General features: G+C 65.3%; 28 protein-coding genes and 1 pseudogene. 14 read left to right on the top strand and 15 right to left on the bottom strand.

All coding sequences use genetic code 11. The features are described 5' to 3' along the window. Positions 1-11: 11 nt before the first annotated feature. Both ACR2MZ_RS03415 and ACR2MZ_RS03410 read right to left on the bottom strand, forming a co-directional pair. Complete coding sequence (locus ACR2MZ_RS03415) at positions 12-434, bottom strand: PIN domain nuclease (RefSeq protein ID WP_434003664.1); 423 nt, start codon at positions 432-434, stop codon at positions 12-14. Positions 435-443: 9 nt separating this feature from the next. Then, positions 444-647: a type II toxin-antitoxin system VapB family antitoxin gene (locus ACR2MZ_RS03410; RefSeq protein ID WP_434003663.1), complete on the bottom strand. Its 204-nt coding sequence runs from the start codon at positions 645-647 to the stop codon at positions 444-446. An 823-nt stretch (positions 648-1,470) separates the two neighbouring features. Between ACR2MZ_RS03410 and ACR2MZ_RS03405 the strand changes: the two genes are divergently transcribed. From ACR2MZ_RS03405 to ACR2MZ_RS03360, 10 genes are all read left to right on the top strand, one after another. Further along, positions 1,471-2,400 (top strand): hypothetical protein, encoded by a 930-nt coding sequence (locus tag ACR2MZ_RS03405; RefSeq protein ID WP_434003662.1) that lies wholly within the window; start codon positions 1,471-1,473, stop codon positions 2,398-2,400. 5 nt (positions 2,401-2,405) lie between these two features. Beyond that, on the top strand, positions 2,406-2,675 hold the full coding sequence (locus ACR2MZ_RS03400) for a hypothetical protein (protein ID WP_434003661.1): 270 nt from the start codon (positions 2,406-2,408) through the stop codon (positions 2,673-2,675). A 113-nt stretch (positions 2,676-2,788) separates the two neighbouring features. After that, complete coding sequence (locus tag ACR2MZ_RS03395) at positions 2,789-3,274, top strand: hypothetical protein (RefSeq protein WP_434003660.1); 486 nt, start codon at positions 2,789-2,791, stop codon at positions 3,272-3,274. After that, positions 3,271-5,862 carry a helicase HerA-like domain-containing protein gene (locus ACR2MZ_RS03390; RefSeq protein WP_434003659.1) on the top strand — a complete coding sequence of 864 codons (2,592 nt, stop codon included), beginning with the start codon at positions 3,271-3,273 and terminating at the stop codon, positions 5,860-5,862. The genes ACR2MZ_RS03395 and ACR2MZ_RS03390 overlap by 4 nt, the downstream gene beginning before the upstream one ends. Next, positions 5,859-8,120, top strand: a complete 2,262-nt coding sequence (locus tag ACR2MZ_RS03385; RefSeq protein WP_434003658.1) for a TrbL/VirB6 family protein — start codon at positions 5,859-5,861, stop codon at positions 8,118-8,120. The genes ACR2MZ_RS03390 and ACR2MZ_RS03385 overlap by 4 nt, the downstream gene beginning before the upstream one ends. Beyond that, entirely contained in the window at positions 8,117-8,770 is a 654-nt protein-coding gene (locus tag ACR2MZ_RS03380) for a hypothetical protein (protein WP_434003657.1), read from the top strand. Before ACR2MZ_RS03385 ends, ACR2MZ_RS03380 begins: the two co-directional genes overlap by 4 nt. Then, entirely contained in the window at positions 8,767-9,981 is a 1,215-nt protein-coding gene (locus ACR2MZ_RS03375; RefSeq protein ID WP_434003656.1) for a MinD/ParA family ATP-binding protein, read from the top strand. The genes ACR2MZ_RS03380 and ACR2MZ_RS03375 overlap by 4 nt, the downstream gene beginning before the upstream one ends. 294 nt (positions 9,982-10,275) lie before the next feature. Next, on the top strand, positions 10,276-10,644 hold the full coding sequence (locus tag ACR2MZ_RS03370; RefSeq protein ID WP_434003655.1) for a hypothetical protein: 369 nt from the start codon (positions 10,276-10,278) through the stop codon (positions 10,642-10,644). 2 nt (positions 10,645-10,646) lie between these two features. Next, entirely contained in the window at positions 10,647-11,675 is a 1,029-nt protein-coding gene (locus tag ACR2MZ_RS03365) for a lytic transglycosylase domain-containing protein (protein WP_434003654.1), read from the top strand. A gap of 18 nt (positions 11,676-11,693) precedes the next feature. Continuing rightward, complete coding sequence (locus tag ACR2MZ_RS03360) at positions 11,694-11,969, top strand: hypothetical protein (protein WP_434003653.1); 276 nt, start codon at positions 11,694-11,696, stop codon at positions 11,967-11,969. A 264-nt stretch (positions 11,970-12,233) separates the two neighbouring features. On the opposite strand, the gene tenA is transcribed toward ACR2MZ_RS03360, so the two are convergent. The 5 genes and pseudogenes from tenA to ACR2MZ_RS03335 all read right to left on the bottom strand — a co-directional run bounded on the left by tenA (position 12,234) and on the right by ACR2MZ_RS03335 (position 14,412). Continuing rightward, positions 12,234-12,917: a thiaminase II gene (gene tenA, locus ACR2MZ_RS03355; protein WP_434003652.1), complete on the bottom strand. Its 684-nt coding sequence runs from the start codon at positions 12,915-12,917 to the stop codon at positions 12,234-12,236. Further along, positions 12,917-13,600: a thiaminase II/PqqC family protein gene (locus ACR2MZ_RS03350; protein ID WP_434003651.1), complete on the bottom strand. Its 684-nt coding sequence runs from the start codon at positions 13,598-13,600 to the stop codon at positions 12,917-12,919. Before ACR2MZ_RS03350 ends, tenA begins: the two co-directional genes overlap by 1 nt. Positions 13,601-13,637: 37 nt before the next feature. Continuing rightward, positions 13,638-13,841: pseudogene (locus ACR2MZ_RS03345) on the bottom strand (PIN domain-containing protein); the annotation flags it as partial. 47 nt (positions 13,842-13,888) lie between these two features. Then, entirely contained in the window at positions 13,889-14,152 is a 264-nt protein-coding gene (locus ACR2MZ_RS03340) for a type II toxin-antitoxin system RelE family toxin (protein ID WP_434003650.1), read from the bottom strand. Next, positions 14,149-14,412 carry a type II toxin-antitoxin system Phd/YefM family antitoxin gene (locus ACR2MZ_RS03335; RefSeq protein ID WP_434003649.1) on the bottom strand — a complete coding sequence of 88 codons (264 nt, stop codon included), beginning with the start codon at positions 14,410-14,412 and terminating at the stop codon, positions 14,149-14,151. The genes ACR2MZ_RS03340 and ACR2MZ_RS03335 overlap by 4 nt, the downstream gene beginning before the upstream one ends. Positions 14,413-14,703: 291 nt before the next feature. On the opposite strand from ACR2MZ_RS03335, the gene ACR2MZ_RS03330 reads away from it, so the two are divergent. The 4 genes from ACR2MZ_RS03330 (at position 14,704) to ACR2MZ_RS03315 (ending at position 16,944) form a co-directional block, all read left to right on the top strand. Further along, the gene (locus ACR2MZ_RS03330; protein ID WP_434003648.1) at positions 14,704-14,919 is read left to right on the top strand and encodes a hypothetical protein; all 216 of its coding nucleotides are present in this window, start codon (positions 14,704-14,706) and stop codon (positions 14,917-14,919) included. Positions 14,920-15,023: 104 nt separating this feature from the next. Beyond that, on the top strand, positions 15,024-15,338 hold the full coding sequence (locus tag ACR2MZ_RS03325; protein ID WP_434003647.1) for a hypothetical protein: 315 nt from the start codon (positions 15,024-15,026) through the stop codon (positions 15,336-15,338). 226 nt (positions 15,339-15,564) lie between these two features. After that, the gene (locus ACR2MZ_RS03320; RefSeq protein WP_434003646.1) at positions 15,565-15,978 is read left to right on the top strand and encodes a hypothetical protein; all 414 of its coding nucleotides are present in this window, start codon (positions 15,565-15,567) and stop codon (positions 15,976-15,978) included. Between the two features lie 219 nt (positions 15,979-16,197). Continuing rightward, positions 16,198-16,944 carry a haloacid dehalogenase type II gene (locus tag ACR2MZ_RS03315; RefSeq protein WP_434003645.1) on the top strand — a complete coding sequence of 249 codons (747 nt, stop codon included), beginning with the start codon at positions 16,198-16,200 and terminating at the stop codon, positions 16,942-16,944. 327 nt (positions 16,945-17,271) lie between these two features. Here the strand turns inward: ACR2MZ_RS03315 and ACR2MZ_RS03310 are convergent, their stop codons facing one another. From ACR2MZ_RS03310 to ACR2MZ_RS03275, 8 genes are all read right to left on the bottom strand, one after another. Continuing rightward, positions 17,272-17,976 carry a phosphotransferase gene (locus tag ACR2MZ_RS03310; RefSeq protein WP_434003688.1) on the bottom strand — a complete coding sequence of 235 codons (705 nt, stop codon included), beginning with the start codon at positions 17,974-17,976 and terminating at the stop codon, positions 17,272-17,274. A gap of 693 nt (positions 17,977-18,669) precedes the next feature. Next, positions 18,670-19,893, bottom strand: coding sequence for an IS256 family transposase (locus ACR2MZ_RS03305; RefSeq protein ID WP_434003644.1), 1,224 nt, complete (start codon positions 19,891-19,893; stop codon positions 18,670-18,672). A gap of 183 nt (positions 19,894-20,076) precedes the next feature. Beyond that, complete coding sequence (locus ACR2MZ_RS03300) at positions 20,077-21,330, bottom strand: threonine synthase (RefSeq protein ID WP_434003687.1); 1,254 nt, start codon at positions 21,328-21,330, stop codon at positions 20,077-20,079. Between the two features lies 1 nt (position 21,331). Continuing rightward, complete coding sequence (locus ACR2MZ_RS03295) at positions 21,332-22,318, bottom strand: ABC transporter ATP-binding protein (RefSeq protein WP_434003643.1); 987 nt, start codon at positions 22,316-22,318, stop codon at positions 21,332-21,334. After that, positions 22,315-23,343, bottom strand: a complete 1,029-nt coding sequence (locus ACR2MZ_RS03290; RefSeq protein ID WP_434003642.1) for an ABC transporter ATP-binding protein — start codon at positions 23,341-23,343, stop codon at positions 22,315-22,317. The genes ACR2MZ_RS03295 and ACR2MZ_RS03290 overlap by 4 nt, the downstream gene beginning before the upstream one ends. Then, positions 23,340-24,248 carry an ABC transporter permease gene (locus ACR2MZ_RS03285; protein ID WP_434003641.1) on the bottom strand — a complete coding sequence of 303 codons (909 nt, stop codon included), beginning with the start codon at positions 24,246-24,248 and terminating at the stop codon, positions 23,340-23,342. The genes ACR2MZ_RS03290 and ACR2MZ_RS03285 overlap by 4 nt, the downstream gene beginning before the upstream one ends. Then, positions 24,245-25,228: an ABC transporter permease gene (locus ACR2MZ_RS03280; RefSeq protein WP_434003640.1), complete on the bottom strand. Its 984-nt coding sequence runs from the start codon at positions 25,226-25,228 to the stop codon at positions 24,245-24,247. The genes ACR2MZ_RS03285 and ACR2MZ_RS03280 overlap by 4 nt, the downstream gene beginning before the upstream one ends. Positions 25,229-25,282: 54 nt before the next feature. Beyond that, the gene (locus tag ACR2MZ_RS03275) at positions 25,283-26,857 is read right to left on the bottom strand and encodes an ABC transporter substrate-binding protein (protein WP_434003639.1); all 1,575 of its coding nucleotides are present in this window, start codon (positions 26,855-26,857) and stop codon (positions 25,283-25,285) included. Positions 26,858-26,865: the final 8 nt, after the last annotated feature.

Here is a 26,865-nt window from a genome sequence, read left to right as displayed (position 1 = left end):
CGGTCGTCCGCTCAAGGCACGCTGCCCTGCGGCATCACCCATTCGGCGTCCAGTCCGACCACTGCGCGGAGAGCCTCGAAGTCACGGTCGTAGTGGAGGACGGTAAGCCCGCTTCGCTCAGCGACCGCTGCCAGGACCAAGTCGGGAATCGGAACCGAACGGTGCAGGCCGCGCTTCGCTAACAGCCCCAAGTAGTCCGCCGCCCGCTCGAAGTCGTCCTGCCGGGTATCAGCGAGAGGGAGAGCAAGGCTGAGATCCCGCCGATCGTTGTCGAGTTCCTCGGCGTTTCGTGCGCTATAGAAGACTTCTAGCTCGAAGATGCCGCACCGCGCCAGCGACCCTGTCGCAATCAGAGGATCAATTACACGCGCTACATCAGGATGGGACTTGCGAGCGAATGCACTCTTGTCGACGAGATAGCGCGCGTTCAGCACCTCAGCCTCTCAATCCCGCCAGGCGCTGGCCATGACCTCGTCGTCAGCAAGGTCGGTCGGCCGGCTGAACCGATCTATCAGCCTTCGCCGGGCTGCAATGGCCACGACCTCATCCAGAGATCGGTCCACGGTCTCCTTCAAGCTCCGCGTTCCCAAGGCACGGGCCGCCTCACTGACTTTGTCGTCATCCACCGCGATCGTTGTCTTACGCATGGTCACAGTATATCGGCCGTCACTCAGATTGGCTATCCAAAAAATCAGTGGATTAGATATCAGACTTACCCTCGTCAGGAAGGGCTAGTCTGACTCGTCGGGTCTGATCAGAAAGCCGTCGAGCCAATTGCTGACTAGTCGTAGAACCTCCTCCCGACTAGCGATGATCACATCCTGCCGCTCCGACTCCAGCAAGTCCTCGCAGCGGCTCAGCTCCGCCCAAACTAGCCCAGGAGGGTAGTGAGGCTCCCTGACCACTCGTAGCACCAGGAAAGCGGAGCGGGGCCGCGGCCAGCAAAGAGTCGTCTGCACCAGCGATTGAGTACCACGACCGCGGCCTAGGCGGCACGTCCTTGCCGACTTGGAACGCAATCGGAACGGAGAACGAACGCAACTGGAACGCTCATGGCGTTCGCGTGACCCATACGGTTGAACTCGTCATGTCGAACGTCCAGAGGCGGCCTTGAGCACGGAACCCCACGGCCGCGTCGTGCCATACCCACGGCGGTACGGCCGGGAGCGGGAGCAGCCAGCCAATCAAGACTGTCTGCAGTCGATTCCGCCGCCACCGTCGGCGCCACCAGCCGGCTGGCAGCCGCCCGCCCCGTCCACCACTTCGGGCGAGATCCCGCCTCCGCCCAAGGAACCGCCCCCAGGCTGGAACCCTGTACAGCGCCAGATCCCGACCGGGCCGGCGACGGCCGTACGCCCGCCGCCATCACCGCTTGCGGAGCCTGCGGAGAAGAAGGGGCCAGCCAGTGGCCAGCGTCGGCCGACTGAGCCCAGAGCTGATGAAGCTGCGGCATCGGAACCTGCGGCTCCATTGCCCACCCCTGGCTCCCGCTCGGCGCGCCTGGCGCGCCGCATCTATTCAGCTCAGGTGGGCGGCCTGCGCGAGATGGAGTGGTCCGAGCGGGCAAAGCAAGTTGCGCTGCCCTTGCTGGTCTATGCGGTCATCGTTGCGCTCACCGCGGGCGTCGTTAACGCCTGGCAGAACCTCCATCGGCCACCGGCACAGGTGGTGACAAACCAGGCGGGCGTGCCAGCCGACTATGCGTTTCCGCGTCCGGCGGCTTCGAGCCTGGCGGTCCAGTTCACCTCCGTCTACCTGGACACGGGCCGATCGGCGGACGAGCGTAAGGCTCAGCTGGCGACCTTGACGGTGGCCTCCCCCGACGATCCCAGCTATGGGTACCCCGAGGGTGGGAAGGCACCGGGCGTGGCGGTTCTGGGCGCTTACGTGGCGGGCTACCAGCAGCTCGATCCCAAGACTGCTCGCGTAATTGTGGTCGCAACCCTGGCGCCCTCTCTGCGGCGCGTGGTGCTGGCGGTCAAGGTCAAGCAGGATTCCAGTTCGGGGAGCCTGGCGGTAGCGGCTCCGCCGGCTTTTGTGTCGGCTCCAGCGCCTGGCCAGATGGATCAGCTGGGGGGCGACGCAAACAGCAGCCTGGATTCGAGTGTGCAGGCCGCGTTGAAAGTGTTGTTCACCGCGTACGGAGCCAGCGATAAAGCAGCCTTGCAGTCGGTCGGTGTGAGTGGCGGTTCGGTCAGAGGCGGTCTTGGTGGAGCGGTGACGCTGGCCGCCATCGCACCAGTCAAGGTGCTGACCTGCGATTCAGCACAGATGGACTGCACTTTGAACGTCATGGTGACCTGGCACATGGACAACCAGGGAACCTTCGTCCAGCCCTATCGGGTCCATATGCGCAGTGTTGACGCCGCCTGGCGCGTCGTCAGCCTGAATGCCATCTGAAGGAGGTGGAAAAAGTGATTTCGAACATGATTCTGGCCAGCGCCCCAACGGCTGCCCCGCTTGCGGACTGGTTTCTGGGGCTGATCGCCGTGGTGCTCGGCGCCGCCGCCGTCTTCATGTTGCTCAAGCACTTCGTCAAGGGTGCCTACCCGCAGATGGTGGTTACCGTCCTGGCAGCAGTCCTGGTGGCGATGTTCGTGTTCAACCGCGACGCGCTGAAGATCGTTGCAGACAGTGCCTGGTCGCTGTTCAAGACAGCCTTCGGGCAGAGCTAGGGACAGGTAGGAGGGCCGGGCGTGCTGATACTGCTGATGTGGGCCTGGCTTACGGCTCTCCTGGTAGCGCTGTGGTTGTTGCCTGGTCAGACCCGGCAGCTCCTGGACCAGATGTGGCTCGGCTCCGGTCCTATCGGGGGGCGCGGCTGATGCACCTGGAACTTCCCGTCTACAAGGGGCTGCTGGACATCAGCCATCGGCTCTACGCGATCGGCAAGTGGCAGCTCTGGCGGCCGGTGGACCTGATGCAGGCTGCAGTCGCGGGCTGCGCCTTCCTGCCCCTCGTCTTCTTCTGGTTCCGACTTCTTCCATTCGCGCCCAGCCAGATCCGCCTCGGCTGCTGGATCGTGTCGATGTGGATCGTGTACAGGCTGGCGGGCACGGAGACGCCGGACGGGCTGTCGCCGATCCGGTGGGCCTGGTATGCCATTCTCTACCTGTTCGAGCCGCCCAAGTTCAACGCATGGGGCATCGGTGTCTTCCTGCCGGGCTCTGATCGGCTAAGGGTGGAGACCGTGGTTGCCCGCGCCCCCAAGCCACGGCGACTACAACGGACTTCTAAGGCCCAGCCGGGCCGCGCGCCCGGAGCGCCGGCTTGAGAGCGGAACGTGGCTATGTGGCTGACGGCTACAGCCTCTTTGACGGCCGCCCAAGCCTCTGGTTCCAGTTGCCGATGCGACGCTACGACCTCTCGACGCAAGAACAGCTGGTCAGCCAGGCCAGGGCCTACTCGCTCCTCTTCGACCGGCTCCCGGAGGGGACGCATCAGCTGAAGGTGGTCGCCACGCCCATCGACCTCCCCCAGTGGGAGGACGAGGCGAAGACGCTCAAGGTCGCGGGCGCCCGAGACGGGCTGTGGGACGAGTTCGTTGAGCTCCAAGCCGCCTACCTGTTCGGCAGCCAGATTTACAGCCGCGAAGCCTTCTTGGGCGTTGACATCGCCAACGAAGATTCGCTGCTGGCCGCCAGCAAGCGATGGTGGGCGGCGCACAGCCGTGCAAAGCGGCGGGCGGAGCGACTGTTAGGGGCAAGTAACCCGCGCCCGAGCCGCTTTGAGATTCGGGAGCTGGAGCAGGCCCTGCGCTCGGCGCTGGCGCTCTATGAGGAGCTGGTGCCGGGCATCGCTCTCGCGACCGCCGCCCAGCTCCGCTGGCTAATTGCGCGCCAGAGCTACTTGGGCCAGGGCCAGCCGGAGGCAGTGCCCTACCGCCGCTCCTTCTGGGGCGCCGAGCTCGAAGTCCTGGCCGACGCCGAGATAGAGAACGGCCGCGGCCGCGTCCGCTTGACCCGGCCAGAAGGTACGACCAGCTATGTCGCGCTGCTCCCGGTCATCCGGATGCCCGAGATCATGCACTACCCGGCCGGTGGCCACGAGTGGCTTCTCGCCTACGACTCCCTGAACTTCCCCGTCGACGTGGATTGCCACGTCGAGGTGATCGGCACCAAGAAAGCGGTCAAAGCCCTAAGCCGCACAATTCAGGTCGCGCGCTCTCAGAACGAGGACGCCCAGGCATCGGGCGACCTGGATATCTCCACTGCACGCACCATCGCCGGTGCCAGCGAAGTCCAGGCCCAGATCCAGCGCGACCATGCGCCGTTGGTGCGCTTTCACGCCCGCTTTGTGGTCGCCGCTTCCTCCGAGGAGGAGCTGAAGATTCGGGTCAACAGCCTTCGCGGCCTGTATACGAACCTAGGCTTGGAGGCCCGGGCGGTCTGGAACCGGCAGAAGGTGCTCTTCGAGGAAGCCATGCTGGCCGCAGCCTTAAAGCAGCGCACTTGGGGCCAGCTGGCACCGTCTATAACCCTGGGCGGCTCAGGCTTCTTCGCTGATACCGACCTGGGTGACGACGTGGGAGCTTTCGCCGGCTGGAACTACTCGCTTCGGCCGCAGCCGGTCTTCCTGGACGTGCTTGGCGCCGGCCGCTCTCGCGGAACATCGGTGACCGCGATCGTCGGTCAGTCCGGTAGCGGCAAGAGCAACCTCGCCTACTACCTCTGCTACCAGGCCCTCTGCATGGGCGCCGCCTGCCTCCTGATCGACCCCAAGCGGGAGTCGAACGGATTGCAGTTCTTAGTTCGCGAGGTGGGCCTGCCAGTCCGCGTAGTGCGTTTCGATGCCTCACGGCATCCGGGCGTCCTCGATCCTCACCGCTTGATTGATCCGGAGCGGAAAGACCCGCATTCCCTGAATAAGGTCCGCGACCTCGCCTCCAATCAGGTTCAGCAACTGGTCGGACACCACCTCTGGGAGCAGGGCGGTGCCGAGGAGTTCTACCAGGCGATGAGCGCCGCGCACAGGGAAGGCCAGTACGACATGGCTGCGGTATTGGAGCAGATCAGGGGCTTTATCGGGCAGCCGGACCACCCCTTCGCGCGGAACATGTACGTGCGTCTGACCGAGATCAGCCGCTCGGCGGCGGCTGGCATCTTCTTTGGCGATGGTCGGCCGCTTGAGGAGCTGGACCTATCTGAGGGGCTGACCGTCGTCCAGTTCAGTGGCCTTGATATGCCGCAGCCAGGCACCCCGCGCAGCGAGTGGACGACCAGTCAGGTGCTCTCCTCGGTCCTTCTCCAGGGTGTGGCCCAGCTCAGCATCGGCTTGCTGGAAGCTGGTGGGCACGCTCGGCCAAAAGCGTTCTTTGGCGACGAGCTGTGGATGCTCTCGGACATACCACAGGGTCGGACCCTCATCTCCCAGCTCGCCCGCCTGGGTTCTTCCAAGAACGTCTCCGTCTACCTGATTAGCCAGAACCCCTCCGACCTTCAGGACGAGCGCATCCGCAACCAGATCGGCATCACCATCTGCCTGCGGATGGGCTCTGAGGGCTCCGGGCGCGACGCCATGCGCTTGCTGGGTCTGTCCGAGGAGCATCACGAGCTCCTGACCGGGCTCGACGAAAACACAGACAAGGGCAAGGGCATCATGAAGGATCGCCAGGGCCGCATCGGGCATTTCGCGTGTGACCTGATGGGCGCCATGGACCGCACGTTCCTCGACGCGTTCGACACCACGGCGGGACGCCAGACGAACCTTGAAGTTGAGGAGCTGCCCGAGCTGCACGCGACTGGCGCGGACGGCGTGGATGGCAACGGCCATGCGGCGGAGATTGCGGAGGAGCCGCGCTGGCTAGGTTCAACCCCGCTGTTCGGCTCCGAGCGCCCCCCGGAGCAGGAGCCTCGTTCATGAAGGGATTTCGCCGGAAGCTCTGTTTGACCCTTCTCGGTGCCCTGGCGTTGGCGGCGACGCCGCTGCTGGCCCAGGCTGCAACAACCCCGGGAAATCCTGACTCCTGCGGCAGCACGGCCATTTTCGGGAACGTGAGGGTCAGCGATATGCGCTGTGGGTCTGAGAAAAACCTCTTCGAGGCCTATCCACCGCCGGCCTACCAGATGTATGCGGACTACGGAAGCCCAGCCGACCCGACTGCCCTTGGGCTACACGGGCCGATCAACAACGCCGCCAACCTGGAGTTCTCCGCTGCCGCCATGGTCGGCCGGATATCGATGCAGCTGCTCCAGGTCGCCAGCCAGGCCAGCCTGCTCGACGCCGTGGACGATCCCTACCGCGACCCCATCACCGGGCGCTCGGTTGGGAAAGGGCCGGTCCACTCCGTGGTCGACGCGCTCAAGGCTGGCCTCTACGAGCCCCTGCTCGTCATCCTGGCCGCCGTCTTCGCCTTCAACCTCTTGCGCGCCTACCTGCGCGGCCGCTATCAGGAGATCGGCAGCCAGATCGCTCTGGCCTTTTTGATCGGCGGGCTGACCAGTGCCTTCGTCGTCGATCCGCTCTACGTTCCGCGCCTGGTCGACAACGCCAGCAGCGCGATCACCAGCTCCGGCTTGCAAGCCGAGATCTCCGCGGACCCGCAAATGGCCCGCGTTGCAAACTCAGCTCAGTACAAGTACGGCTCGCCGGTGGACAAGGGGATGAGGCTCCTCGCGGACGAGTACTGGCGGACCTTCATCTTCATCCCCTGGGAGGTCGCTACGTTCCAGGACGCCTCGATCGGCCAGAAATGCGTCAGCGCCGACGACGTGAAGCCGGGCGATAAAAACTACTTCGGCGTCACGGTGCCAGGCTCCGCCGATAAAGGACCGGACGTCCGACCGGTGGCCAACCCAGATTGCAAGAACAGCGGTCAGGTGGGCTCGGCGGGCGACGCCATCTTGGCCTACAACGCCTCTGGCCAGACTAACTCCGATATGACGAAGAAGATCACCAAGGTGGACGGTCAGTTGGACCAGGCCAACAACTACCACGACTTTTATCTCAAGGGGAACGCGCCGTTCTGGCGCGTGACGATCGGGATCGTCACCATGCTGCTCGCCGGGATCTCTGGGCTCATCATTGGCGGGCTGGCTTTGATCGCCTTGATCTCCCAGGCAGGCGAGATAGCGCTGGTCTGCCTGACGCCGGTGGTCGGATTGATCGGCATGTCCGAACAGGGGCGCCCGCTCTTCCTGACTTGGCTGCGCTTGATCCTCAGTCTGGCCGTGCTGCGGCCCCTGGCCATCTTCACCACCGGACTCCTCTTGGTGCTCAACGGCCTCCTGACCTCTTCGACGGACACCGCCGGAGTCGCGCAGTCGGAGTTCTGGTGGGCGCCCCCATTCCTGGAGCTGGCCTTCCTCTCTGTTGTCTACGTCTTCCGCCGCCCGCTGCTCCATGCCGCCTCCGCCGCGCTCCACATCGACAGCCGGGCGCTGAATCTGGTCCACGCCAGCCGGGCCAAGCAGAATGCGATCCCGGGCGGCAGCGGCACCCAGGCTGCGGTGCCAACCGGGGCAGCATCGGTTCCTGCCACCACCCAGGGCGCGACCGGCGCTGGCAGCAGCACCACCGGCCTCAGCTCTCGGCGCCGGGTGCCCGCGTTGGTGGGGGCGTCGAACTCGCTCGGCAGCCAGATCGGCCGCGGCAGGTCCGGCTTCACGGCCTGGGCGGACGGCAATCGGCGGGAGTTCACGGGGAATGTGAAGGACGGAAGCGGCCACGGCAGCCGATTGGTTGCCTCTGGCGGAACGGACGCATCGGCTTGGGTCGGGATTGGCAAGGCCGGTCTTGGCAACGCCAAGCTCCAAGCTCGGGTGGCGGGACAGGTCGCGAAAGGCACGGCGCTGGCTCCGCGCAACCTCATGCGAGCGGCGCAGAGCGCGGCCTGGAATGCCACCGAGCGGGCAACAGGCATGTCGCCCGAGTACAGCGCGGACCATCGCAAGGTCAAAGCCGATCAGGAGAAGGCGGCTGGCGAGCGCGTTACGGCGCGAGCTCAAGCCCTTATGCCGGAACACCTAGTCAAGCAGCGAGCGGAGGAATACCTCAAGTTCAGACAGCAGAACAAGGACTTGTCGGCTGCTCAGGAGATGGGTCAGGATCGTCTACTGCCGGCGAGTCCACCCCGCCTGCTTTCCCAACGCCGACCCCTGCCAAAGGACGGCCGACCGTGACGGATCATCGCGCCTGGATAGGTCCCCTGGCGGCTCTGGGGTTGCTGTTGGTGGCGGCGTGTGGCAGCAGCGGTGCCGGCGCGACCAAACCGTCTCCGTCACACCTGCCGTTGACGGAGAGCGGACCGCCCGCATTCCGGGGTGAACCCGACTACCAGAAGGTTCCCGTCACAGGCGCGAAGGACGTCGGGCTGAGCGATCAAGACGCCCGCGATCTGCTGCGCTGGACAGTCCGCTTCGCGAACTATCTGTGGACATTCGACGAGGGTCAGACCGGAGGCCAGGAACGGCAGAAGGTCTGGCCGTTCTACACGCCTCGCCAGCAAACACGTCTCCCAAGTCCTAACGACCAGGAGGCGAGAAGCCCTGGTGGCAAGTGGGGATGGCAACCAGGTCGCCAGAGGCTTACCTGGGCTAGTCCTCCGCTGGCAGCGAAGCTCGAGAAGTCAACGTCAAAGGAATTCCCCGGCGACATAAGGATCACTGTGGATCATGCGCAAACCATTGCCGAAATTAAAGGGCCAAAGCCGGACGACACCGCTGTGGTTCACGAGGTGCAGAAGATCGCCGGACACTGGCGGATAGACGCATACAACGCATACGTGGTCGGCGGGTCGTTCAGCCGCGATGAGGAGGCAAGTGCAGTATGAGTCAGCCTTTGCACAACAGCCCGTTGAGCCCCGACGGCTCCTGGCGTTGGAACGGGTCCCAATGGGTGCCGAATATGCCGGGCTCCGAGCAGGAACCGGTTCCGGTGTTGGCGCGGGAGTCGGGCTTCCCGACCTCTGAGACTTCGGTTCCCGCTGGCCCGCTCAGCCCTAGTCTCGCAGCTGACAACGACGACTTGAGCCGGGCACTCGCCGAGCGTCGGCGGAGCAAGCCCATTCCTCGGACGGGATTGCGCAACCTGCTCTACAAGGTCACCGGTGGTCGGGTGAACCTGGGTGCCAGCGAGAGGGAGTTGCATCAGCTCCAGCTGATCCAGAAGATCCGCTCAGGGATCACCAGTCGGCCGCATCGGCTGGGGGTGGGGTCAGCCAAGGGGGGCGTCGGCAAGACGACACTCAGTCTCCTCCTGACCAGTTTGCTCGGCCTTGAGCGCAAAGATCTACCGATCTATGTGGAGGCCAACCCACATCACGGCACCTGTCGGGAGCGGGTGCATCTGCAGCACGAGGAGTCGATCTCTGACCTCCTCGAGTTCCTGTGCAGCCGCGGAGGCCCGGAGCTGGACCTTGAGGTGGGTCAGCCTCGTGTCAACTCGTTTGCCCCCGTGGTGTCGGAGATGGGCATGGCCGTCCTCACCGCACCCCGTGACAGCTGGACGCGGGCCGCGCTCAATGAAGGGTCATATCGCCGAATCTTGCGCCTCCTCTACCACTACTGCCAATCCTTTCTAACTCTCGATTTGGGCACAGGTCTAGTGGACTCAGCGACGACGTACGCGTTCCAGGTCTGCGATCAGGCATTGATTGTCTCCTCGCCGACGGCGGACACCGCAAGCCTGGCCGATAAGACGATGCGCTACGTGGCCGATCTGCGCGGAGCGGAGTTCGTGCGGGAGCGGGTGCTGGTGGCTATCAACGAGGTGGATGGCTCCAAGAGCGCCAAGCAGGACGTGGAGGTGTTGACCAACCACTTCAGCCGGCACGTGCGCAAGGTGCTCCACGTCCACCGGGATCCACACCTGGCCGAGGGAACGTTCCTGGATTGGAGCAAAATCTCACGGCCGGTTCGCGACGACCTCCTGGAGGTGGCTGCAGAGGTCGCGTCTGGGTTCGCACTCGGGTTCGCCCACGACAACGATCCGGTCCTTGAGGAGCGGAAGCTCCAAGATCTCACCGGATCCGCCGCCACCTAGGCGACCTCAATGGGTGAGTTCTTCGGAGTCTACCCTCGGATGAGGTGGCTGGCGGGGCTGGCCGCAGTACTGCTGTTGCTGGGCATCGGCGCGCTGGTCTGGCATCAGCTCCAACCTCCCACAGCGTCGTCCCGGCAGATGGCGGCTGTAGGGCCGTCAGCCCCGGCACAAGCCACTGCGGTGCCTACGGCGGTCGCTCAGCCAGGTAGTGCCCCGCCGCCCACTACTGCGGTATCAGCGGCGCCTACAGCGGCTTCTACTCCCCCGCCACTGGTGCCCTATCCGGAGGCAGAGGTGGCAGCCGCCAGGGAGGTTGCCATGAAGTTCCTGGTGGCGCTGGAGAGCTATCGCTACGATGACCCGCTCGACGCCGTGCGGAAGGCCGTTCGCCCCTATGTGACCGACAAACTGCACCAGGAATTGAGCAAGTCCTCAAGCGGTGCAGCTGGCAACGCAAAGCGAGCCGCCTCGCATGAGATCAGCACTGCGACAGTGGTTCACGTCGCGTGTGAGGGCTGCGCTGGCGGAGCCCCTCTGGGGTTCATCGGCCAGATCAAGCAGCACATCCATTCCGACGCGGGCGACCGCGACGAAACGGTTCCGATCGAGACCATCATGGCCAAGACGCCAGCAGGCTGGCGAGTGGCCGAGGTGAACTTCTAGCGATGAAGAAGTGGTTCTTGGCCGGACTCGTGATTCTGGTCGTGGTTGCGGTGGCGCCTCTCTTTCTGCTAGCAAGCGTGTTCCAGCCCAGCGCGGGGAGCAATCCGGGCGGAGGGCCCGGCGTCGGCGCTCCCAGCGCAGCGGCCCTGGCTGACATCCCACCCGACTTCCTAGCGGCCTACCAGCACGCCGCTACAACTGTTAAGGACGTGCCCTGGTGGATCATCGCGGCGATCGGAAAGGAGGAGACTGACCACGGCCGCTCCACCCTGCCTGGCGTCCGTTCGGGCACCAACAGCGCCGGTGCGGCTGGGCCGATGCAGTTTCTGCTAAGCACCTGGGCGGCCTACAAGCACGACTGCGGTGGCGGCGGCAACGTCTACGACATCCGTGACGCTTCCTGCGGAACTGCGGCCTATCTCCAGGCCCTTCTCAACGAGCACGGCGGCGACATGGGTCGGGCGATCTTCGGTTACAACCATGCCGCCTGGTACGTGGCCGACATCCTTCGGATCGCGGCCACTTACTACGTTCAGGTGGCGACCACCGCCGTGGTCAATGCTGCCACCGGTGCCCTCGACAAGTTGCTAGCGGATGTGCACTACTCAGCCAGCCAGATCGCGCACGGGTTCGGCACGATCCTCGAGCAGCACCCCTACCGCAGCGGCGAGAAGCTGTTTGAGGGCGTGCCCGGCAACGGCTTCCCTCACGACACGTATGCGTTTGGCCAGTGCACTTGGTGGGTGGCAATCAACCACAACGTCGACGGTCATATGGGCGACGGCGGTATCTGGATTCGCTCAGCCGTGGCGCTCCATCTGGCGGTCTCCCAGACGCCGTCGGTGGGTGCCGTGGTGTCCTATGCGCCCGGCAAGTATTCGGGGTACGGCCACGTCGCCATCGTGATCCTGGTGGATAGAGAGCACAACGCGATAGTCGTCAGCGAGAGCAATGTGCGCGGCCTCGGCACCATCGACACCCGGGTAAACGGCCTCGATGATCCGGACATTCAGGGATTCATCGCTGCCTGAGATTGGGAGGAAGAAACATTGAGATTGATTGAGAGTTACGAACCGGGCGAGCGTGTGCGCATCGAGCCTGGCCGCTGGAGTGATGGACAGGCCGATGGCAAGAGGGCCGAGGGGGCCAGGGCCGAGGGCAGGATCGTCCGGTTGGGCGGCCACTCTGCGGTCAGACTGCCCAACGGAAGCGAAGAAGATCTCTACGTCGTCGAACTCGATCACGGCGGTCGGACCTGCGTCGGCACCGGGTCGCTGGTGTCGCTCCGCGAAGAGAAACCGCTGCGGCGGTCCGGGCAGCGCTGAGCATCTCCGGGCATGGCGCCAGCGGCTCGGCCGTATGTTGCGCTGCGGCGTCGTGGTTGTGGCGCTCCTGCTGCTGCTCGCCCTGCTTTCCGCCACTCGCCTTTCCATGGGCGTTCCGCCGCAGCGCTCCTCCTCGCTGGTGGGTTGATCTGGAGCCAGGGCCGTCTCCTGGCGCGAGTGCGGCACCAATCGACCGGTCCGCTGAGGTCACTGGATGTTCATCGCCGGACGTTTCGGGTAGCCGCGGCGTGGCCGCGGTCGCCACTATGACGCCGCCTGGATCGGCCACCGTTCCTGGCAGTATCCCATGTCCCAGAACATCCACTCGTAACGGCTGGTCGTGGCGAAGTGGCCGGCGACCAGCCCGCGCTCGCTCGCGCTGAGTTCGGGTCCCAGCCGGTCGGTGAGCGAAATGACGTCCCGGACGATGGCGGCGAACTCCTCGCCGCCATAGGTCTCGATCCAGCGCAGGTAGAGGGCGTCGGGCGAGCCGCGCTCGAGCAGCGCCTTGCCGACCTCCCAGTAGATCCAGTAGCAGGGCAGGAGCGCGCCAAGGGCCTCCGGAAAGGAGCGGCCGTAGGCGACGGCGAGCAAGTAGCTCGCGTAGGCGAGGTTGGTGGGGGCCATGGGCGTCGCCGCAACCTGCTCATCGCTCAGTCCAAACTCCCTGAAAAAGCTCTCGTGCAGGGAGCGCTCGACCTCGATCGCGCCCGAGGCGTGCTGGGCGAACATCGCGATGTCACGCTCTTGCGGGGCGCGCGCGGCCGCGACCGACAGCGCCCTCGCATATTCGCGCAGGTAGTGGGCGTCCTGGACGATGTAGAAGCGGAAGCAATCGCGGTCGAGCGTGCCTTTGGTCAACCCAGCGATGAACGGGTGGCCAAGGATCGCCTGGTAGGTGTCCTCGATCCCCGACCACAGCACGTCGCTGAAGGCCTTGCCCTCCATCACGCGATCCCCTCGGCGAGCGTGTCCCAGAAGAGCAGCTCATACGCCTGTAGCAGCCGCGCGGTGCGGCGGGCGCGCACGGGCGAATCCCCGGCGCCAAGGCCCTCGTCGAGCACCGAGAGCAGCCGCTGCTCGGAGTCTGGCGGCGGCTCGGCGAAGAAGCGGAAGAACGCGACCCCCTCGGCGTTGAGGCTGTAGCGGTCGCGCAGGGCCGCGGCGACGCGGGCGCAGTTGGCGCCCCAGGCGGCGAGGTTGGCGAGCAGCGCCAGGCTCACGTCGCTGCGGGAGCCGTTCAGCGCCAGCCACGCCACGAACGCAGGGTAGGCCTGGGCACCGGCGGCGGGCTCGTGGGCGGGCAGCGCTTCGGAGTCGACCCCCATCGCGGCGGCGAAGGCGCACAGCAGCGCGAGCGCCTGCCCCTCGCCCTCGGCGAGCGAGAGAAACAGATCGCCAGCCGGCGGGGCCGGGAAGCGCGATGCGAGCAGGGCGAAGCTGCGGCGGTCGCTGACGATGATCGCCTGCTGCTCACCGGCGAGCATCGCCAGCCGCTCGCGGGGGACGCGCCCTTCCTCGAGCGCCTCGAGGAAGCGGTGCGAGCGGATATTCCGCTCCACGTCGGACAGGTCGCGGTGCGACTGGTCGGCCAGCTCCTGGCCCGGCGAGCCATCCGTCGAGCAGGTCACCTGACCACGCCTGCCATGTGAAGGAGGACTCGGCGCCTCAATCGGACCCCCAATTCTCGCTGATGAGACCTGGCACTCGTTTGAATTCATGGACGTTGCGACTCAACAGCATGAGGATTCGTGCCCGTGCTTGGCCGGCGATCAGAACATCGTAAGGACCGATCGTTCGGCCCGCCTCGGACAGAAGGGTGCAGACCTCGCCAGCATGGCGTGCGTCTTCCTTGTCGAAGTCGACGACTTCGAAGCGAAGGGCATGGACTGAGGCTAAGTTGACTTAAACTTAGGGGCTCACTCCAAGGTTCGGACGCCCTTCTCAAGGTCCTGGCGGGAGACGATGCGCTCGACCAGGAATCCGTTCTGGATCGTGCGGTAGAGGACCCGATGCTCACCGACCCGTAGTCGGAACCAGGGCGGAGAGCCCTTGATGGGTTTGATGTCGAGGTTGGCAGCCGCACTGTCCAGCGCCTGTAGGCCCGCCACGATTCTCCGGCGGACCTGAGGATCCAGGCGCCGCAGGTCGCGTTCACCCCGGGTCGAAAGCCGGACGGTCACGCGTCGAGGTCTGCGAGGACCTCGACCAGTGGACGCCCCAGCTCGTCCCGACCGACTTCAGCGTCAGCTGTACGCATGTCGGCGACATACTCGGGCGCGTTGGCAAGAACAAAGTCGTAGAGCTCTTCCTCGTCGAGGGGCATGAGGACCGCGATCGGTCGGCCGCGGCGCGTGACGAAGGTCGGTCGGCCTTTCTCCTCCAGCTCCTTCAGGACTCGGGCCGGGTCGCGCTGAAGGTCTCGCACAGTGACGATGGACATACGACAAAGGTACGACCATGCGGCGGCGACTGCTGGCAAGCTGGACCGGCGTCACCGGGAGGCTGTCTGCGCCACCCGCTGCACGGAGACCGTGGTCACGCTTCATTGCACCCGCCTGCCTCGCCGTCGCGTGACCCCGTACGATCCGTCTCGGGCCCCCCGGCGCGAGCCTGACGCCTGAATACGGTTGTCACCGCTCCTCGTCGCGGGGCGCCACCTTTGCCGGCCCCCGGTCATCGCGTCAACCCACCCCTTGACGGAACGCGTCTACCCCTAGGTAGACTACACTACGTGAAGCGTGAAGAGGCTATCCGCAGGATCAGGCGGGAGGCCAAGCGGAAGAACGTCGAGTGGCACCTTGACCACGAGGGCGGGCGGCACTCGATCTTTCGGCTCGGCGAGACGATGATCCCGATCCCTCGACATGTCGAGCTTGGCGAGCGATTTGCCGAAGAGATCTTCAAAGAATGCGAAGGAGAGTTTGGAACGAAGTGGTGGAGGCTATGAGAAAGTACCGAGCAGAGGTCAGCCGCGACGGGCGGTTTTGGCTAGTACATGTTCCGGAGGTCGAGCGCACGACGCAGGCTCGAACTCTTGGCGAGCTTCAATCCATGACTGAAGATCTAATCTCGATCATGACCGGCGCGTCGCCCGAAGCGTTCGAGGTCGAGTACCAGATCAGAGTGCCACCGGCCGCCATGGCACACCTTGACGCGGCGACACGGCTCCGTGACGACGCCACACGAGCGCAGGCGCGGGCCGCAGCCGAGGTCCGGGAGGCGGCGAAGGCGCTGCGCGCAACCGGGATGCCGGTACGTGACATCGGGCGCACAATGGGCATCTCCTATCAGCGCGCTCATCAGCTGCTGGTGGGCAAGCCGGAGTCGAGTCGACGCCGACCGACACGGCGGAGGCAACTCGCGTAGCCCGACTAACCTAAAGCTCATCGGGTAATGGACACACGCCGCGACATCGTCCGCCGTGCCCCTCGCCCAGCATCTCGCTGAGGTGTTGTTGGTTGAAGCCCTGGTAGCGGGTGGTGGCCAGCGCGATCACGCTCCGGCGCACCTCCTCAGAAGTGGCGTTGGCCGGCAGCCGACCGCGGTTGCCGTGGGCAAGGGCGGCGGCGCCCCTCTCTCAGAGTAGGACTGCATGCCATATGATGACTCCTGCCTCCAGCGGGCAGTCAGCATGGACCCCCAACCGCCACCAATTTATTCCGAGCCGGCCGCTCCGGTTGTTCCCGTCAGGCCGAGCTACAACTTTCGAGCGGTGGCGGTGGTCTGGTTCCTAGCCGGAGTGATCGATGTCCTGATCGGACTTCGCTTCCTGCTCAAGCTGCTCGGTGCCTCCACCCAGGCTGCTTTCGTGGGGTTCATCTACGGAATCACGGCGCCTCTGGTGGCCGCCTTCCGCGGCATCTTCGGGGACAGCGGCCAGGGGTCATATGTGTTCGAGCCGGCATCTTTGGTGGCTATCGTGGTTTACGCCTTGCTCGCCTGGGGCATCGTGGCCATGATCAGGATTCTGACCGCGCCGCGTGGCAGCCAGCCGCTAGCTCGATAGGCCCGTCCCCGTCGCGTGGACAGCGATTCGGCCGGTCGGCCTACTTGGTGGGGTCCCGCTCATTGACGTGGCCTGATCTCGAAGCGAACCCTCGCGAGATGCGGAATTGGGATCGCTGAAAGCGGGTGGATCCACCGGCGTGGGGCAGCAGCGTTCCGGCATCGCCAGGTCCCCAGGCCCCTAACGAATGGCACAGCTTGCCCCATGCGATCCTGTGCAATGAACCAGTCTCCGGTTTCGCTTTCGAGGTCAAGGACACTCATCAGGGCCCTGCTGTTCGACACGTTCGGGACGGTTGTGGATTGGCGGTCCGGCGTGGCGCGTGACGCAGCGCCGTTTCTGACCCGCCATGGAATCGCCGCTGATCCGCACGAGTTCGCCGACGCCTGGCGAGCCCGCTACCAGCCTGCGATGGAGGAGGTGCGCTCCGGCGCCCGTCCCTTCACCCGGCTCGACCAGCTCCACCGGGAGAACCTCGACGCCGTGCTTCGCGACTTTGGGACGGACCCCGGCCGCCTGCCGGGGGATTCACTGGACGACCTGAACCGCGCCTGGCACCGTCTTGACCCCTGGCCTGACTGTCTTCCTGGCCTGGCGCGCCTGCGCCCGCGGTTCATCATCGCGCCGCTCTCGAACGGCAACGTGGCGCTGCTCGTGAACATGGCCAAACGGGCCGGCCTGCCCTGGGACGCCATTCTGGGCGCCGAAGTGTCCCGCGCCTACAAGCCGCAGCGGGAGGCGTACACACGCACCGCCGACGTGCTCGAACTGGCGCCAGCTGAGTGCATGATGGTCGCCGCGCACAACAGCGACCTGGAAGCCGCCCGGAAAGCAGGCCTGGCCACCGCTTTCGTGCCGCGACCGCTGGAGCACGGTCCAAATCAAGCTAGTGATCTGGTGGCAGAGGAGGGATGGGATGTCGTGGCGCCGGATTTCACTCAGCTGGCAGAGCGCCTCGGAGCCTGAAAGTGCCCGGTCACCGCGTACCTGGCCGGGCCGCGACGGTCAGACGGGCGATACTGACGCTGGAATCAGCGACAAGCACGGCACCGTGCCTGCAAATGGTCCACGACGCTCACTGGGGAATGACCGATCCTGGTCTAGTGCGTTGCCGACTCAGGCGATGACGTGCAGACTGTCAATCACTGCCGGCTCCTCGTGGACGTAGTGCCCGCCTCTAAGGACAGACGCAACGGCTGCCACCAGGCTGGCCAAAATCGAGAAGCTGAGCACCAAGACCAGGCCATGCTGGATGGGACCTGCGATCAGCCATGGATAGCGAACCGGCTCCTATCAGGGGCCGAGGTCCCAGAGTAGGCGGTAGTAGCGAGTCCGGCGAGTGTCGGGGGCGATGCGGTAGGAGTCGAGAAGCAGTCCCTCCCAACCCGGGCCGAAATTCCACTCAGCGCTCCATGTGGCGACGGCGAGATCGGCCCAGCGGTCTGCGACGCCCATGGCGGCGAGATCGACGTGACCAGAGCAGGCACCGCCCTCAGTCAACAGTGTGTTCGGCGCGCAGGCGTCACCGTGGCACACGACGAACTCGGCAATCTCAGGGGGATCGGCGAGCAGTTCCAGTGCGTGGACGACACCGAGAGGCTCGTGGACGGCATGCCATTGTGCCGGCTGAAGGCGATCGGCCGCGGCACGGCGGTGAACGTCCGCGATGCGGTCCTCTGTTGACCACGAGAACGGGCAACTGGCGACCGGGAGAGCGTCGTGCATGGCCCTCAAGCCACGCCCGATTGCCGTAACTGCCGTGGCTGGGTCGGCTTTCCAGCGGTCGCTGACGGCGTTCTCTCCCGGCAGGCCAGTGGTAACGATCCAAGCACCTTCCTCGTGGTCGCCCTGATCGATGACCAGCGGTACGGGGGTAAAGGCAGCAGCCCATCGCAGGCGGGCCGCTTCCGTTTTGAGATTCAGGCCGCTCCCAGCTGGTGCCCATTTGATGAAGCGTCGCTCTGAGCCAGTCCCGGCGGCGAAGGTGAGGCCACCCACCTCGTTCTGCCACACAGGCCAGACGGGCTCGCCTGCGGCTGCCCCCTCGACAGCTAATGGCACTCTCACCGGAACGCGCGGCGGTCCTGCAAGCACCTGCCTAGCGTGCCATGCGACTCAAAGGGTTCGAGCGATCCAGTTTCCCGGTCCACGGCCGTCTTCGCGTCGGACCTGCCGGCCCGGCCGTCGCGTGACCATCTCTTGCCTCTGACGATGAGATCGCCAGCACCGCCATCGTTACACCTGTGATTACCGCGTACACGCATTCACGAAGGCGAATGCGCACGGAGTGGGAAGATGTTCCCGCGCAGAGGTGCCCCCGGAACAATGCCTCAAAGCCCTTTTCCGACGATTTGTTCGTCCGACTTGCGTCTGCCTTGACCTATCCGTCGCCGTCCTTGACCTGAACTCGCTGCGAATTGAGCGGACGGCTCCTCTTGCAGGATGGTCGGGGAATGTGATCTGAACCCGCACCCCTTGGCCCCCGGCAATGAGAAGCCGTTTGCTGACTTCAAAACCCATGCTAGTCATCGATTTGGGGCGTGAAAGCCCCCCTTGTTTCCGGAGTTCTTGTCATCGACTGGGCCGAGCCGCGTCCACTGCTTTCGCCCCCCTCTGATCACGTGGCGCGGGCGCCCGGCGGTCACGTCGCGCGAGCTGGTGTAAATCCGGTTGTGCGGTTCCGACATCAGGTTAAGCGGTTTCAAGCTCGAGCAGCTGCCTGACCACCTCCTCGTTTGTGGGCTGGAAGAGCTTGTCCATGGACTCGTTGCTGAAGTAGCGACGTCCGACTGCCCACTCATCGTTCTGTTCTTCGAGCACAGCTCCGACCAGGCGCAACAGTGACTGCCGGTTGGGGAAGATGCCGACCACATCGCAGCGCCGTGAGACTTCGCGGTTGAGGCGCTCGAGTGAGTTCGTGGACCAGACCTGGCGGCGGTGCTCGGGCGGGAAGCCGTAGTAGGCGAGGATGTCCACCTCCGCCTCCTGAAGACAGCCGACCAGCACCGGGTAGCGCTTCTCGAAGAGCCGGCTGACCCGCTCCACCGCCTCCTGGGCAGAGGCGGCATCCGGCTGGGCGAAGATCGTGCGCAGGGTGGCGGCCACCATCTGCTGAGCCAGCTTGGGCACGGTGGCCAGGGCGTTGCGCATGAAGTGGACGCGACAGCGCTGCCAGGTGGCGCCGACAAGGACCTCAGCCACCGCCTGCTTGAGCCCGAGGTGGGCGTCCGAAGAGACCAGGCGGACGCCGCGCAGCCCGCGCTCGACGAGCTGACGGAGGAAGGCCTTCCAGAACTCGTGATCCTCGGCTGGGCCCACATCGACTGCCACCACCTCGCGCTCGCCAGTGCGCTTGACGGCGACCGCGATCAGGACTGCCATCGCGATCACGCGGCCGTTCTCGCGCACCTTCTCGAAGGTGGCATCCAGCATCAGGTAGGGGTACTCCCCGTCGAGCCGGCGGGTGCGGAAGGCGGTCACCTGGCCATCCAGCTCCTTGCAGATCCGGCTCACCTGGTCCTTGGAGATGCCCTTCAGGCCAAGCGCTTCGGCGAGCTGGTCGACAGCCCGGGTCGAGACTCCCTGCACGTAGGCCTCCTGGACCACCGAGAGCAGCGCCCGCTCGTGGCGCCGGCGCGGCTCCAGCAGGCTCGGGAAGTAGGTCCCTTGGCGCAGCTTGGGGATCTGCAGCTCAAGGGTGCCGACCCGGGTGTCCCACTCCCGCTCCCGATAGCCGTTGCGATAGGTGAGCCGGTTCTCGCTCCGCTCGTGGAGTCCGGCCCCCGTCAACTGGCTCACCTCGGCGTCCATCAGCTCCTGGGCCAGCAGCCGCACGCCATCGCCGAGGAAGCTGGGGTCGGCGCCCTGCTCATCCTTGTTGAGTAGGTCCAACAGTGTCATCCTGAGATTGGCCATCGTCGTGGTCCTCCAAGCGGTTGAAGTGAATAGCTCCACTTGGAACCACACGGTGGCCGCCTTCGTCAAGCGGCCCCGGATTTACACCACCTACTGCGACGCAACTCGCCCGGCCGCAGCCTTTATGGATTTAACCGCGCTGCCGGCGGCCGATGCAAAGGGGTTCCTGAAGTCAGGGCTACCTCAGGCGGCAAAGCCGAATTGCCGCTTGAGCAAATTGGCGAGGGACCCCAAGTCCGGCTTGACGAGCGGCAATTCGCCTTCCGCCGACGTCGTCTCGGTATCTTTCAGGCCGCTCGAGGTGATCAGCATCACGATCCGATCGTGACTCGTGAGCTCACCCGTCGACTGCAGGCGCCTCGCCGCGGCGAGCCCATACGCGCTTGCCAGTTCAACGAAGAGGCCCTCCTTCTCCCGCAACTCGTGATGTGCCTGGAGGGCGTCGTCATCCGAAATTGCGAGCGCCGTGCCCTCCGATTCGCGGATGGCCAGCAGGGCTTGGTATGTGCCTCGAGGCGTGCCGACGGAGAAGGCCAGCGTCTGACCGCCCTCGGTCGCAACCGGTCCGGCCGCGTCCTCGGCCACGGCCCGCGTCAGGGATGGGTATGTCTCAGCTGCGATCAAACGCGGGAGGCGGCCGATCAGTCCGGCGGCGAGCAACTCCTTGAACCCGCGATGGATCCCGTAGATGGCGTCACCGTAGGCAACGGGAACGATGACGGCGTCGGGCGGCCGCCAATCGAGGTCCTCGCAGATTTCAAAAGCGATCGACTTGTAGCCTTCGACGCCGATCGGATGGCTCCCAACCGGCGGGGTCGCGGTATTCGAAAGTGGAAGCCATCCCCACTCGCGGGCAAGCGCGCGGTTCAGCGTCCACCGGTCGGGGCCAGTCGGGGCCGCGACGACCATCGCGCCATAGCTGCGCATCAGGCGCTGCATGGCACCGGGGTAGCCGCGAGTCGTGAGGATCACGCAGGGCAGACCTGCCCGCGCCGCGTAGGCTGCTGCCGCGGTGCCGGCGTTTCCGGACGACGATATGGCGATGCCGGGGCGCCCGTTGAGGTGAGCCCAGGAGATGGCGACGCTCGCCAGCCGATCCTTGAAGGACCAGGTGGGATTCTGCGACTCGTTCTTGGCGAACAGCTGCAGTAGACCGATCTCCTCTCCAACGGTTGAGCAGGCCACCAGTGGCGTGCCCCCCTCGCCCAGGCTGATCGCGTTGGACGGGTCCACGGGCAGCGACTCCGAGTAGCGCCACAGACCGCGACGTCGTCCCACCCACGTCGCCGGTAGCCCTCCCCCTGCCCCGTTGACGAGGCCAGTCGCATAGACCACCTCGAGATTCGACGGGACTTCCGCTTCGCAGCGAGCGCACCCGAAGTAGTCGGCTGAGGCGTCGTACTCCGTGTGGCACCTGATGCAGCGAAAGGCGGCCACCTCAGCCAACGCGCAGTCCGCCCTCGACCCGGCTCTCCTCGGACAGGTGGCAATAGCTGACGTGGCCCTGCTCCACCAGGGTGCGCTTGGGAATTTCAACCGGGCACCGCTCGAAGGCTTCCGGGCAACGCGGATGAAACCTGCACCCGCTCGGAATGTCCGTCGCGCGCGGCAGTTCGCCCGATAGGAGAACACGACTGCGCGTCCGTTCCAGCTCGGGGTCCGCTGTGGGCGTCGCTGCGATCAGCGCTCGCGTGTACGGGTGGCTGGCAGCCTCAAAGAGCCGATCGCTGGGCGCCTCCTCGACCACGGCACCGAGGTACATCACCGCGATGCGGTCGGCGATTCTGCGCACCAGCGGCAGGTCGTGACCGATGAACAGGTAAGCAAGGTTGAAGTCCCTCTGCAGCTGGAGCAGCAGGTTCATGATCTGGGCGCGAATGGAAACGTCGAGCGCACTCACCGGCTCGTCGCAGATCAGGACGCGCGGCTCTAGTGCGAGGGCGCGAGCGATCGCGACACGTTGTCGCTGACCCCCCGAAAGTGCGGAAGGCAGTGTATCGAGGGACGAGAGCGGCAATCCCACCAGGCCAACCAGCTCCTCCGTGCGCGACACCTGCGCAGCCCCTCGGTGCAAGCCTGCGACCGTGAGGGCTTCAACCAGAGTTTGGCGGACGGAGTAGCGCGGATTCAACGATGAATAGGGATCTTGAAAGATGTACTGCACGCGCTTGCGGTACGCGCGAAGGTCGCGGCCGCCAAGCGCGCCGACATCCTGGCCTTCGAACAGGATGCGTCCGGCAGAAGGTTGGTGCAGCCGGACGATGGTTCGCGCCAGGGTCGACTTGCCGCAGCCGGATTCACCGATCAACCCCACGACTTCCCCGGCCTGAAGGAGGAGGTCGACCCCGTCCACCGCGGTGAGCTTGCCGCCGTGAGGGCTTGGGAAGGTGACACTCAAGCCCTCCACGGCGAGCAGTGCGGTCATCTGGCCACCGCGGAACTGACTGGGGTGGTCACGCGGGGGTGCCGCCAGCAGGCGGAGAGCTGCCGCTCACCGGATTGGCCGCCGGCCAGCGGCACTGGCTCAAGGGCCGGTCTCTGGCCCACACACCGCTCGACCGCGAGCTCGCATCGGTCGGCGAACCGGCAACCGACGCCCGCCGACGCGAGGTCGGGAGGTGCGCCGGACAGTGCTCGGAATGCCGTGCCATGCGGCAACCGGGGATCCGGGATCGAGTCCAAGAGACCTCTCGTGTAGGGATGGTCAGGGCACTTGAGGACGGAGGTGGCGCTACCGTACTCGGCAATCCGGCCCGCGTACATCACTGCCACCTGGTCAGCCAGTGCAGCGACCACGCCCATGTCGTGGCTCACCAGCACCAGGCCCATGTTCAAGTCACGGCCGAGCCTCTTGAGCAGTTCGAGTAGTTGGGCCTGGGTCGTTACATCGAGGGCGCTAGTGGGCTCGTCCGCAATGACCAGGGACGGCCCGCTGACGATTGCCATCGCGATCAACGCCCGCTGCCGCATCCCTCCCGAAAGCTCGTGAGGATAGGCCACGTAGTGATGCCTGGGATTGGGCAGGCTCACGTCGGCCATCACCTCGAGGGTTCGCCTCTTGGCCTGATCCGCGGATAGGTGGAGATGCCTTCGGGCGGATTCTGCTATCTGGGGCCCGACTCGACGCGCGGGGTTGAAGGCGGCCAGCGGATCCTGGAAGATCACGCCGACCTCCGCGCCTCGCACTTTGCGGAGCTCTGACTCGGGCAGCGAAAGCAGGTCGCGGGCGCCAAGGTGCGCGCTGCCGGCGGTGTCAGTGACCACATATTCCGGGATCAGACCTAGCAGGGCCATCAATGACACGGTCTTGCCGGACCCCGACTCGCCCACGATGGCGAGGGTCTCGCCTCGCCCCACCGACCAGGAGACATCGTCGACCACCGTGAGACTCGACGTCGCCGTATGGAGTTGCACAGAGTAGTTGCGAACGTCCAGGACGACGTCAGTCATGACGCCCTTTCAGCTGCTTCAGGACTTCGAGCTGCCGGCGCCGGCAGCGATGCCCGCCGCCGCCTCATGCCTCGAGCCGACACTCTCCGCGGCAACGTGTCGACGGCGATCGAGCGGGAGAAGGCGTTCCACGCGGCCACGAAACCCGTCAGCGCGAGGCCAGGCAGCAGTACGAGCATCGGATTGCTCTGCATGTAGGGAAGAGCCGTCACCAGCATCTGGCCCCACTCAGCTTGTGGAGGCTTTACCCCCAGACCCAGGAAGCTCAGAGTGGCGACCGACACCGCCAGGCCCCCAGCGTCCCCGCTCGCGTACACGAGCGTGGCTCCGACGGCGGGAGGCAGCAGGTAACGGAGCACGACACGGAGCGGGTGGGCTCCGAGCACATTGACAGCTTCGACGTAAGGCTGTTGCCGCGTGGAGAGAACGCTGTTCCGCACCACGCGAGCGTAGTTGGGCCACCAGGCAAGGCTGAGTGCGAGCGCCATGTGGCTGTACCCGGGCCCGATGGCACCGAGGACCGCCAGGGCCACGATCAGGCTCGGGAGACTCATGGCGACGTCGACCAGCCGCATCAAGAAGTTGTCGATGACGCCACCGATGGTCGCGGCCAGCAGGCCAATCGTGCCACCGGCCACGATCGCCACCACCAGGACGAGCAGGACGGTGGTGGCGGTGGTTTGAGCAGCAGCCAGCAGCCGGCTCAGTTCGTCGCGCCCAAGGTCGTCCGTGCCTAGCAGATGCTGCCAGCCGGGGCCGGCCAGCGTCTTGGGCAGGTCAATGTAATTCGGGTCGTGAGGCGCGAGGATCGGTGCGAAGGTGGCGATCAGCACGACAGCAACGACCGCCAGGGTCGCCGTCCGCGGCAGGCCCTTGACAACGGCCAGAAGCCGTCTGGCTGTCATCCTGCAGCTCGGTTTGACGCCAGCCGCTGACGCGGGTCGGCGAGGGTCTGCAGAGCGTCGGCCAGCAGGTTGAGGCCGATCACAACCGCGACGAAGATGAGAAGAACCGCCTGCATCACCGGGAAGTCGCGGAACAGCACGGCCTGCAAGAAGTAGTTGCCGAGGCCATTCCAGGCGAACACCGTCTCCGCCACGATCGTCCCCGGCAACATCGAGAATCCAACTTGCGTGAGCAAGGTCGAGATCGTCTGCGGCGCGATATTGGGCAGCGTCTCCCTGAAGACGATTCTCGAGCGGGTGGCGCCGCGGCTCCGAGCGGTGACGACATAGGGGTTGCTGATCTCGCGCTCAAGAAGCACGCGAGCGAACATGCTGACGACGGCGGCCGGCGCCAGTCCAAGTGCGATGGTCGGGAGGATCCAGGACACCGGCCCGGTGTCCCCGAGGATCGGCAGTATCCCCAGCTTGAGCCCAAACACCAGGATGAGCACGGCGCCCAGGTAAAACATGGGGACCGACACGGCCCCGATCGAGAACGCCCTGATTGTTCGATCCACCAGACCGTATGGGCGTGCGGCCGCGAACAAGGCCGAGCCGACACCGACCGCTCCCGCGAAGATGGTTCCCAGGAGCAGCAGGATCAGCGTGTGTCTCGACCGATCGACGAGGTCAGGCGCGATTGGGTGGCCGGTTCTGAACGAAATTCCGAGGTCGCCGTGCAACGAGTTGCCCAGCCACAGCAGGTAGCGCTCGGGATAGGGTTTGTCGAGCCCCAGCTCCCGTCGTACAGCCTCGACTGTCTTGGTGGTCGCCGCGCCACCCGCCTGCTGTTCCGCCACCAGCCGCTCGACATGGCCCGGCGCCAATTGAATCAGCGCAAATATCAAGACGGTGGCGAACACCAGCGAGATACCGGTGAGCGCCGCCCGACGGGCCAGTCGCAAGGTGACTGGCTCCGTCAGGACGGCCCACAGCTTCATCAGCTCTCCGAAGATTCCCGGTGAGTGGTCAGAGAACCCCCAGCATGGCTGCGGTCATGAGACCCAGACACCATGGAGGGGGAAGTCGTAGTCGGTAGGCGCCAGCGAGACGTCGTGCACGCGCTTGCCTGAGGCCCAGATGCGGCTGGGATACGCGAGCGGCAGAACGGCCGCTTGATCACGGAAGAACCTGTAGACATTGTCGTAGGCAGTCTTGCGCTCGGCATCCGACTGAGCTGCCACCACGGCCGCAACCAATGGATCCAGCGACTTCTGGTCCATCCAGATGCGCCCCTCAGACGGATTCAGAGTGCTGACGAAGTAGTTCGTCAGGGTTGTCAGCGGGTCATACGGCGCGCCGATGGTCTCGAACAGGGTCAGGTCATACTTCCCGGCGGGAACGGCGTCGTGGTAGGTGGCATGGTCCACCGACGAGATGTCGACGTTGATTCCGACCGGCTTCAGCTCCGATTGAACGATCTCGGCAATCGCCTGCGAGCCGGGTGACACTTCGTCACTCACGAGGAAGGTCACGCTGAGATTGGTCGAGCCCTTCTTCCGAGTGCCGGTACCCGTCCAACCATCCGCCGTCAGCGCGTCTTGAGCGGCTTTGGGGTTGGCGGCCGGCACCGGGGTGCTGGCATCGTTCAGGGGGACGGCGGCAGGGTAGAAACCGCCGGCCGGCTGCGCGAACCCCTGGAGCCGGCTCTTGGTCAAGGCGGCGCGATCGACCGCCAGCGTGATGGCCTTCCTCACCGCCAGGTTGGTGGTGAGATGACCGGGCATGTAGTTGAAGGCGATCAGGAGCGTGGCTGTACCGGATCCGGTCACCAGGTGCACACCGTTCGCGGACTTCAGGGTCGAGGCCTGCTGTGGGGTGATCGGGGCGGTGAAGTCGCCGCCGATGAGGTCGACGTCACCACTGCCCACCGCGGCCAACCGGGTCTGGGCGTCGGGGATGACCTTGAGGACGACCTGGCTGACTTTCGGCTTGGGGCCCCAGTACTTGTCGTTCCGGGCGAACACCGTCTGGGTGTCCGAGTCGCTCACGAGCTTGAAGGGGCCGGTTCCAATCGGGGTCTGGTAAGCGCCCGACGCGTCGAACCCGGCCTTGCCCAGGAACCTCACCGGCCGGACGATGGTCAGGTCCTGCAGCAAGGGGGCGTATGGCTGCTTCAGGTGCATCACCAGCGTCATGTCGTCGGGCGCGTCTACGGATCCAATCGCGCCGGCCGCGCCCAGGAAGTCAGCGACACCGGGATCGGCGACCCACTTCTTGAGGCTCAAGAGTGCCGTGGCCGCGTTCCATGGACTGCCGTCGGAGAATTGAACATTCGGCCGCAGGTGGAATGTCACGGTGCGTCCATCCGATGAGGTCGTCCACGACTGCGCCAGGGCCGGGAGGATCTTCCCGTCCGGTCCGTATTGGACCAGCGGATCGAACACCATGGTCTGGGCGTTGAAGATCGCCTTGTACTTGAACGGATTCAGATTGCCCACGGCCTTCGACACGGCAATCGTGAGCGTGCCGTTGTTGTTGGGCGTGGCTCCCGTGGTAGTCGAACCGCTGGCGCAGGCGGTCAGAACGCCTACCACCACGAGCGCCGTTGCGCGACGCGTCCAACGCATGTCAGTCC

Origin of the sequence: Candidatus Dormiibacter sp. (genome assembly GCF_050999135.1) — a bacterium.
Taxonomy (GTDB): Bacteria; Chloroflexota; Dormibacteria; order Dormibacterales; family Dormibacteraceae; genus Dormiibacter; species Dormiibacter spiritus.
This window is presented reverse-complemented; position numbering and strand designations above follow the sequence as displayed.

Excerpts from the sequence above, each read along its gene's own strand:
- ACR2MZ_RS03410 (WP_434003663.1), bottom strand. The coding sequence starts at position 647 with ATGCGTAAGACAACGATCGCGGTGGATGACGACAAAGTCAGTGAGGCG.
- ACR2MZ_RS03385 (WP_434003658.1), top strand. The coding sequence starts at position 5,859 with ATGAAGGGATTTCGCCGGAAGCTCTGTTTGACCCTTCTCGGTGCCCTG.
- ACR2MZ_RS03375 (WP_434003656.1), top strand. The coding sequence starts at position 8,767 with ATGAGTCAGCCTTTGCACAACAGCCCGTTGAGCCCCGACGGCTCCTGG.
- ACR2MZ_RS03365 (WP_434003654.1), top strand. The coding sequence starts at position 10,647 with ATGAAGAAGTGGTTCTTGGCCGGACTCGTGATTCTGGTCGTGGTTGCG.
- tenA (WP_434003652.1), bottom strand. The coding sequence starts at position 12,917 with ATGGAGGGCAAGGCCTTCAGCGACGTGCTGTGGTCGGGGATCGAGGAC.
- ACR2MZ_RS03335 (WP_434003649.1), bottom strand. The coding sequence starts at position 14,412 with ATGTCCATCGTCACTGTGCGAGACCTTCAGCGCGACCCGGCCCGAGTC.
- ACR2MZ_RS03325 (WP_434003647.1), top strand. The coding sequence starts at position 15,024 with ATGACTGAAGATCTAATCTCGATCATGACCGGCGCGTCGCCCGAAGCG.
- ACR2MZ_RS03320 (WP_434003646.1), top strand. The coding sequence starts at position 15,565 with ATGCCATATGATGACTCCTGCCTCCAGCGGGCAGTCAGCATGGACCCC.
- ACR2MZ_RS03315 (WP_434003645.1), top strand. The coding sequence starts at position 16,198 with ATGAACCAGTCTCCGGTTTCGCTTTCGAGGTCAAGGACACTCATCAGG.
- ACR2MZ_RS03305 (WP_434003644.1), bottom strand. The coding sequence starts at position 19,893 with ATGGCCAATCTCAGGATGACACTGTTGGACCTACTCAACAAGGATGAG.
- ACR2MZ_RS03295 (WP_434003643.1), bottom strand. The coding sequence starts at position 22,318 with ATGACCGCACTGCTCGCCGTGGAGGGCTTGAGTGTCACCTTCCCAAGC.
- ACR2MZ_RS03290 (WP_434003642.1), bottom strand. The coding sequence starts at position 23,343 with ATGACTGACGTCGTCCTGGACGTTCGCAACTACTCTGTGCAACTCCAT.
- ACR2MZ_RS03285 (WP_434003641.1), bottom strand. The coding sequence starts at position 24,248 with ATGACAGCCAGACGGCTTCTGGCCGTTGTCAAGGGCCTGCCGCGGACG.
- ACR2MZ_RS03280 (WP_434003640.1), bottom strand. The coding sequence starts at position 25,228 with ATGAAGCTGTGGGCCGTCCTGACGGAGCCAGTCACCTTGCGACTGGCC.
- ACR2MZ_RS03275 (WP_434003639.1), bottom strand. The coding sequence starts at position 26,857 with ATGCGTTGGACGCGTCGCGCAACGGCGCTCGTGGTGGTAGGCGTTCTG.